This is a genomic window from Catenibacterium sp. GCM10023432, from assembly GCF_042651925.1.
Lineage (GTDB): Bacteria > Bacillota_I > Bacilli_A > Erysipelotrichales > Coprobacillaceae > Catenibacterium > Catenibacterium mitsuoka.
The window spans coordinates 1-501 of sequence record NZ_JBHSEB010000116.1; the positions used below are offsets into that span (position 1 = coordinate 1).

General features: G+C 39.7%; 1 pseudogene. It reads right to left on the reverse strand.

The window, feature by feature from the left end:
• Positions 1 to 470: pseudogene (locus ACFOZZ_RS13210) on the reverse strand (transposase); the annotation flags it as partial.
• Positions 471 to 501: the final 31 nt, after the last annotated feature.

The window sequence follows — 501 nt, forward strand, 5'->3', positions numbered from 1 at the left end:
CTTAGAAGCTGGTCATATGAATAATTTACACTGTCCCTGAGCAGTGGGAGCACTTCATGAAACGTTCTATTCTTGCTGCATGGCTCTACAAGACGTGCATAGATGAGAGAAGAAAGCAGCTCATATATATCATACTCAAAGGAGTTGGATAGATTGAAGTAGTCTACATACTTCTTTATTCCAAGCTTATTCATTATGGATACGAAAGGGAAGTAGCCTAGACTCATTTTAGGTGTTCTATCGGATATCTTGATAACCTTTTTGTCTCTGGCTTCTTCATTGAGTTTATCAACTTCCTTCTGAAAGTGTGCAACAGGATCATCTATTCCCTTTGCCTTCCAAGTCTCTACAGAAGATAATGATTTGTATGTTCGATGAGCTGCGCCTCTCTTCTCATGGGAGTAGTAGCTCTCCACAATAGAGAGATAAGTGCGGCCTTTCAGCTTCGCTTTTTTTAGAAAATATGCCATGGGAGCACCTCCAATTTAATATATCACTACT